General features: G+C 67.9%; 5 protein-coding genes and 1 pseudogene. 2 read left to right on the top strand and 4 right to left on the bottom strand.

Annotated features, from left to right (window positions below):
* Nucleotides 1-272, top strand: a pseudogene (locus AC27VN_RS30930) (MFS transporter); the annotation flags it as partial.
* 7 nt (nt 273-279) lie between these two features.
* Here the strand turns inward: AC27VN_RS30930 and AC27VN_RS30925 are convergent.
* Genes AC27VN_RS30925 through AC27VN_RS30910 form a run of 4 tightly spaced genes read right to left on the bottom strand, consistent with a single transcriptional unit; the run spans nt 280 to nt 3,489 of the window.
* A complete protein-coding gene (locus AC27VN_RS30925) occupies nt 280-1,323 on the bottom strand; it encodes a S49 family peptidase (RefSeq protein ID WP_093348650.1) in 1,044 nt (347 codons plus the stop codon).
* 42 nt (nt 1,324-1,365) lie between these two features.
* Nucleotides 1,366-1,734: a Rieske (2Fe-2S) protein gene (locus AC27VN_RS30920; protein ID WP_093348647.1), complete on the bottom strand. Its 369-nt coding sequence runs from the start codon at nt 1,732-1,734 to the stop codon at nt 1,366-1,368.
* A gap of 17 nt (nt 1,735-1,751) precedes the next feature.
* The gene (locus AC27VN_RS30915) at nt 1,752-2,432 is read right to left on the bottom strand and encodes an HAD family hydrolase (RefSeq protein ID WP_093348645.1); all 681 of its coding nucleotides are present in this window, start codon (nt 2,430-2,432) and stop codon (nt 1,752-1,754) included.
* Nucleotides 2,425-3,489 (bottom strand): RluA family pseudouridine synthase, encoded by a 1,065-nt coding sequence (locus tag AC27VN_RS30910; protein ID WP_490879028.1) that lies wholly within the window; start codon nt 3,487-3,489, stop codon nt 2,425-2,427. Before AC27VN_RS30910 ends, AC27VN_RS30915 begins: the two co-directional genes overlap by 8 nt.
* A 559-nt stretch (nt 3,490-4,048) precedes the next feature.
* Between AC27VN_RS30910 and AC27VN_RS30905 the strand changes: the two genes are divergently transcribed.
* Nucleotides 4,049-5,648 (top strand): Rne/Rng family ribonuclease (locus AC27VN_RS30905; protein ID WP_490879027.1); only part of this gene is annotated, 1,600 nt, incomplete at its 3' end.

Raw genomic sequence — 5,648 nt, 5'->3', positions numbered from 1 at the left:
CGCTCGTGGGTTTCGCGGGCGTGGGCATCGGCTTTGCCAACGTGGTGCCGATCCTGTTCGCGGCCTCGGCCAAGGTGCCGGGCGTGGAGCCGGCGCGCGGCATCGCGGCCGTCTCGGCGATCGCCTACCTGGGGTTCATGGCGGGCCCGGCGGTCATCGGGCTGATCGCGCGCGCCACCTCGCTGACGGCGGCGCTCTACGTGGTGGTGGTGTTCGCGGTCGCGCTGGCGGCCTCGGCGCGTTACGCCGCGGCCGGCATGCGCGGCGACTGACTGCGCCTCAGCGCAGCGCGGGCACCGACTTCAGCGAACGGATCGTGGCGTCGCCCATGGCGGCGCCGAATTTCTTGGCCAGCTTCTCGGCCACGTTGTCGCGGCGGGTGTAGTCGATGACTTCCTCGGCCTTGATCACCTCGCGCGCCACGTAGTCGACGTTGCCGAGCTGGTCGGCCAGGCCGTAGCTCACGGCCTGCTCGCCGCTCCAGAACAGGCCGCTGAACAGGCCCGGGGTGTCGAGCTTGAGGCGGTCGCCGCGGCCGGTCTTCACCACGTTGATGAACTGCTCGTGGATCTGGTCAAGCATCTTCTGCGCGTGTTCGCGCTGCGCGTCGTTCATCGGGCTGAAGGGATCGAGGAAGCCCTTGTTCTCGCCCGAGGTCAGCAGGCGGCGCTCGACGCCGACCTTCTCCATCGCGCCGGTGAAGCCGAAGCCGTCCATCAGCACGCCGATGCTGCCCACGATGCTGGCCTTGTCGACGTAGATCTTGTCGGCGCCGGCCGCGATGTAGTAGGCCGCCGAGGCGCAGGTTTCCTCGACCACGGCATAGACCGGCTTCTTGTGCTTGGCCTTCAGGCGCTTGATCTCGTCGTTGATGATGCCGGCCTGCACCGGGCTGCCGCCCGGCGAGTTGATCAGCAGCACCACGCCCTTGGCGCCGTCGTCCTCGAAGGCGGACTTCATGGCCGCCACGACGAACTCGGCGCTGGCATCGCCGCCATTGGCGATCTCGCCCTTGATCTCGACCACCGCGGTGTGAGCCGTGGTCTTGGCGGTGCTCGGCGCGCCGCGCGACAGCGCGAACCAGGCCAGGAAGATGAAAAAGGCCAGCCAGGCCAGCCGCGTGAAGGTCTTCCAGCGCCGCGTGGACTTCTGCTCGTTGAGGGCCGCGAAAGCCAGCTTCTCGAGCGTGGCGCGCTCCCAGCCGGGACGCTGAGTGGGATCGTTGGACATGGTGCGTTGGGGATCGGGCGAAGACGAAAGAGAAGGCGGGGCCGGCTCGAAAGGCTCGAAACCGTGGGGATCGGTGCGGTTCTGGTCGTTCATGGAAGCGGCAGGCGAACAGGCAGTCGCGAAGCGCGGCGCTTGCTAGAAGTTGAGGGGTTGAAGGTTCCAGGCAGTATGCCAGTGCACCACGCCGTCGCGCTCGCTCAGCGCGATCTTCACGAGGCCGCCGCGGCACGGCCCGCCTGCGCATTCGCCGGTGTCGGGCCGGTACACGGCGCCATGGGTGGCGCACAGCAGCCACTGGCCGGTGTCGTCGAAGAAGCGGTCGGGCTGGAAGTCCATTTCCATCGCCACGTGGCTGCAGCGGTTGAGGTAGGCGTGCGGCTGGCCCTCGAAGCGCACCGCGAAGGCGCGGCAGGTCTCGCCGCCGTAGACCACGTCGAAAGGCACGGCCTGGCTGCCCTCCACCAGGTCGGCGCCATTGCACAGGGGAATGCTGTCTTCGCTCATGGCAGGCGATTGTCGTGTCAGGCGTTGCCCAGCAGCCAGGCCTCGAGGTCGGCGATCGAGTGCGCGATGTGCAGCGGCTTGAACTCGGCGAAGCTGTCGGGCTCGTGCGCGCCGTAGCTCACGCCGACGCTGGCGCAGCCCGCGTTCACCGCCAGCTGCAGGTCGTGCGTGGTGTCGCCGATCATCAGCGTGCGCTCGGGGGCCACCTCGAGCTCCTCCATCAGCTCGAGCAGCATGCGCGGATGCGGCTTGCCGAAGGTCTCGTCGGCGGTGCGCGAGGCATCGAAGCGGTCGCGCAGCGCCACCGTCTTGAGCGCCTCGTTGAGCCCGCGGCGCGACTTGCCGGTGGCCACGGCCAGCTTGTGGCCGCGCGCGCGCAGCGCGTCGAGCATCGGCAGCACGCCGCCGAACAGCACGATGTCGTCCTGGTGCTGCAGGTAGTGGTAGCGGTAGCGGGCACCGAGCTCGGGGTACTTCTCCTTCGGCACGTCGGGCGCGGCGCGCGCCAGCGCCTCGGCCAGTCCCAGGCCGATGACCCAGGCGGCATCGTCCTCGCTGGGCTTGGCACCGCCGACGTCGACCACCGCCGCCTGGATGCAGCGCACGATCAGCCGCGTGGAGTCGTAGAGGGTGCCGTCCCAGTCGAAGGCGATCAGGTCGAAGCGCGGGGGACGGGCGTTGTCTGCAGAGTCAGTCATGGGTCGTGGGCGTGGGGTGTAGCGTCATCGCGTCGAGCGCGGCGGGCGGCATCAGCGAGCGCAGCTCGGGCGGCAGCTCGGCCTGCAGCGCGACGCGCTCGCCGGTGGCGGGATGGTTGAACTGCAGCCGCCAGGCGTGGAGGAACATGCGCTTGAGGCCCAGCTTCTGCAGCGCGCGCCGGCGCTCGGATTCGCCGTACTTGTCGTCGCCGGCGATCGGATGGCCGGCCGACGCCAGGTGAACGCGGATCTGGTGCGTGCGGCCGGTCTTGATGGTGACGGCGAGCAATGACATCGGCGTGGCATCGCCGGGCAGCGACAGCGTGGCCAGCGCTCGCACCAGCGTCACGGCGCGCATCGCGTCGGGATGGTCCTTGGCCACCACGCGCACGCGGCGCTCGCCGGCACCGGCGCCGCCGTCGGGCAGCAGGTACTTGGCGAGCGGCGCGTCGAGCACCTTCTTGTTGGCGGGCCAGGCGCCCTCGACCAGCGCCAGGTAGGTCTTGCCGGTCTCGCGCTCGCGGAACTGCTCCTGCAGCGCCACCAGCGCGCTGCGCTTCTTGGCGACCAGCAGGATGCCCGAGGTCTCGCGGTCGAGCCGGTGCACCAGCTCGAGGAATTTCGCGCCCGGGCGCGCCGTGCGCAGCTGCTCGATCACGCCGAAGCTCACGCCGCTGCCGCCATGCACCGCCACGCCGGCGGGCTTGTCGACGGCCAGCACGGCCTCGTCCTCGAGCAGCAGCGGGAATTCGCGCGCCGGCGCGGCGCTCGCGGCCTCCTCGGCGCGTTCGGCCACGCGGATCGGCGGCAGCCGCACCACGTCGCCGGTCTCGACGCGGGTCTCGGCCTGCACCCGTCCCTTGTTGATGCGCACCTCGCCCGACCGGATGATCCGGTAGACGTGGGTCTTCGGCACGCCTTTCAGATGGCGGAAGAGGAAGTTGTCGAGGCGCTGCCCGGCCGACTCGGCGTCGATCGTGAGGAAGCGGATGGCCGCCGGCTCTCCGGCAAACTCCTTAGCCGCGGGGGCTTGCTTCGCACCTATAATGTTTTTCACCAGCGCGGTCGTGTAAGTGCTTGATTAGACAGAAGTTTAGAGCACTGCTGTCAAACACCCCGGCGGCGCTGCGAGGTCGATGCCGCTTTGGCGACGAGCCTGCAAACCCCGCGCAACTGCGCAAAGTGGCAGGCCAGACGCCCAAGTCAAGCCGACACCCACGAAACACCGATACGGAATACCAGCCTGCAGCCTCCAGCTGCCGGCGGATCGAAGCGAGTCCCTTTGTGCTGATGCTGCTGATTCAAATATGCCTGCGCTGGCTGACCTGGTCCCGACCAGCGGCCTCGGGCATCGAATCGCCAGAACCGCGCGCCACCCCTGCGCAACGGGCTGTCAAAAAGACAGCCTCTCAGCACCACGAAGGGCTCGCCCCCATCCACGCGCCCCCACTCCGGCTGTCGTCACCGAGCTGACGCTCGAGACGGCCGCTCGCGCTCGCGCGCCGCGGCACCCAGCATCCGGAGCCAAGCGGCAATTCCCCAAGTTTCGCGGGCGTCGTCCGTGCATCGTTGGCCCTCCAGGGCCGGTAGAACGATACATATAAGGACAACGCATCATGAAGCGGATGCTGATCAATGCCACGCAGGCCGAAGAACGCCGCCTGGCCATCGTCGACGGGCAGAAGCTCCTCGACTACGAAATCGAGATCGAGGGACGCGAACAGCGCAAAGGCAACATCTACAAGGCCGTCGTGACCCGCGTCGAGCCCAGCCTCGAAGCCTGTTTCGTCGACTACGGCGAGGACCGCCACGGCTTCCTGCCGTTCAAGGAAATCTCCAAGCAATACTTCGCCGAAGGCGTCTCGGCCAGCCAGGCCCGAATCCAGGACGTCATCAAGGAGGGCCAGGAACTGGTCGTCCAGGTCGAGAAGGAAGAGCGCGGCAACAAGGGCGCGGCCCTCACCACCTTCATCTCGCTGGCCGGCCGCTACGTCGTGCTGATGCCGAACAACCCGCGTGGCGGTGGCGTTTCGCGCCGCATCGAGGGCGACGACCGCGCCGAGCTCAAGGAGGCGATGGACCAGCTCGAGTACCCGAAGGGCATGAGCATCATCGCGCGCACCGCCGGCATCGGCCGCTCGGCGCCCGAACTCCAGTGGGACCTGAACTACCTGCTCAAGCTCTGGACCGCCATCGACGGCGCGGCCAAGGGCGGCAAGGGCGCCTTCCTGATCTACCAGGAATCCTCGCTCGTGATCCGCGCGATCCGTGATTACTTCAATCACGACATCGGCGACATCCTGATCGACACCGACGACATCTACGACCAGGCGCAGCAGTTCATGGCGCACGTCATGCCCGAGCATGCCGCCCGCGTGAAGCGCTACCGCGACGACGCCGCCCTGTTCAGCCGCTTCCAGATCGAGCACCAGATCGAATCGGCCTACGCTCGCACCGTGCAGCTGCCCTCGGGCGGCGCCATCGTGATCGACCACACCGAGGCGCTGGTCTCGGTCGACGTGAACTCGGCCCGCGCCATCAAGGGCGGCGACATCGAGGAAACCGCGACCCGCACCAACCTCGAAGCCGCCGACGAAGTGGCGCGCCAGATGCGCCTGCGCGACCTCGGCGGCCTGATCGTCATCGACTTCATCGACATGGACGAGTCGAAGAACCGCCGCGAAGTCGAAAGCCGCCTGCGCGACGCGCTGCGCCAGGACCGCGCGCGCGTGCAGTTCGGCTCGATCAGCAAGTTCGGCCTGATGGAAATGAGCCGCCAGCGCCTGAAGCCGGCGCTGTCCGAAGGCTCGTCGATCCCCTGCCCCCGTTGCGGCGGCTCGGGCCACATCCGCGACACCGAATCGAGCGCGCTGCAGATCCTGCGCATCATTCAGGAAGAGTCGATGAAGGACAACACCGCCGCCGTGCACGTGCAGGTGCCGGTGGAAGTCGCGTCCTTCCTGCTCAACGAGAAGCGCACCGAGATCGCCAAGATCGAGCTCAAGCAGCGCGTGAGCGTGCTGATGGTGCCGAACAAGACGCTCGAGACGCCCAACTACAAGCTCGAACGCCTGAAGCACGACGATCCGCGCCTCGACCACATCGAGGCCAGCTACAAGATGGCCGACGAGATCGAGGACCCGACCTCGGTCACGCGCCGCTCGCAGGAACCCACCAACAAGCAGACGCCGGTCATCAAGGGCGTGCTGCCCGACG

Source organism: Variovorax sp. 20P10.2.4 (assembly GCF_058244205.1).
The sequence above is the reverse complement of the archived record's forward strand: the minus strand, read 5'-3'. Positions and strand labels throughout refer to the sequence as shown.

Bases quoted from the DNA above. Each gene is read 5' to 3' on its own strand.
- AC27VN_RS30915 (WP_093348645.1), bottom strand. From the start codon at position 2,432: ATGACTGACTCTGCAGACAACGCCCGTCCCCCGCGCTTCGACCTGATC.
- AC27VN_RS30925 (WP_093348650.1), bottom strand. From the start codon at position 1,323: ATGAACGACCAGAACCGCACCGATCCCCACGGTTTCGAGCCTTTCGAG.
- AC27VN_RS30920 (WP_093348647.1), bottom strand. From the start codon at position 1,734: ATGAGCGAAGACAGCATTCCCCTGTGCAATGGCGCCGACCTGGTGGAG.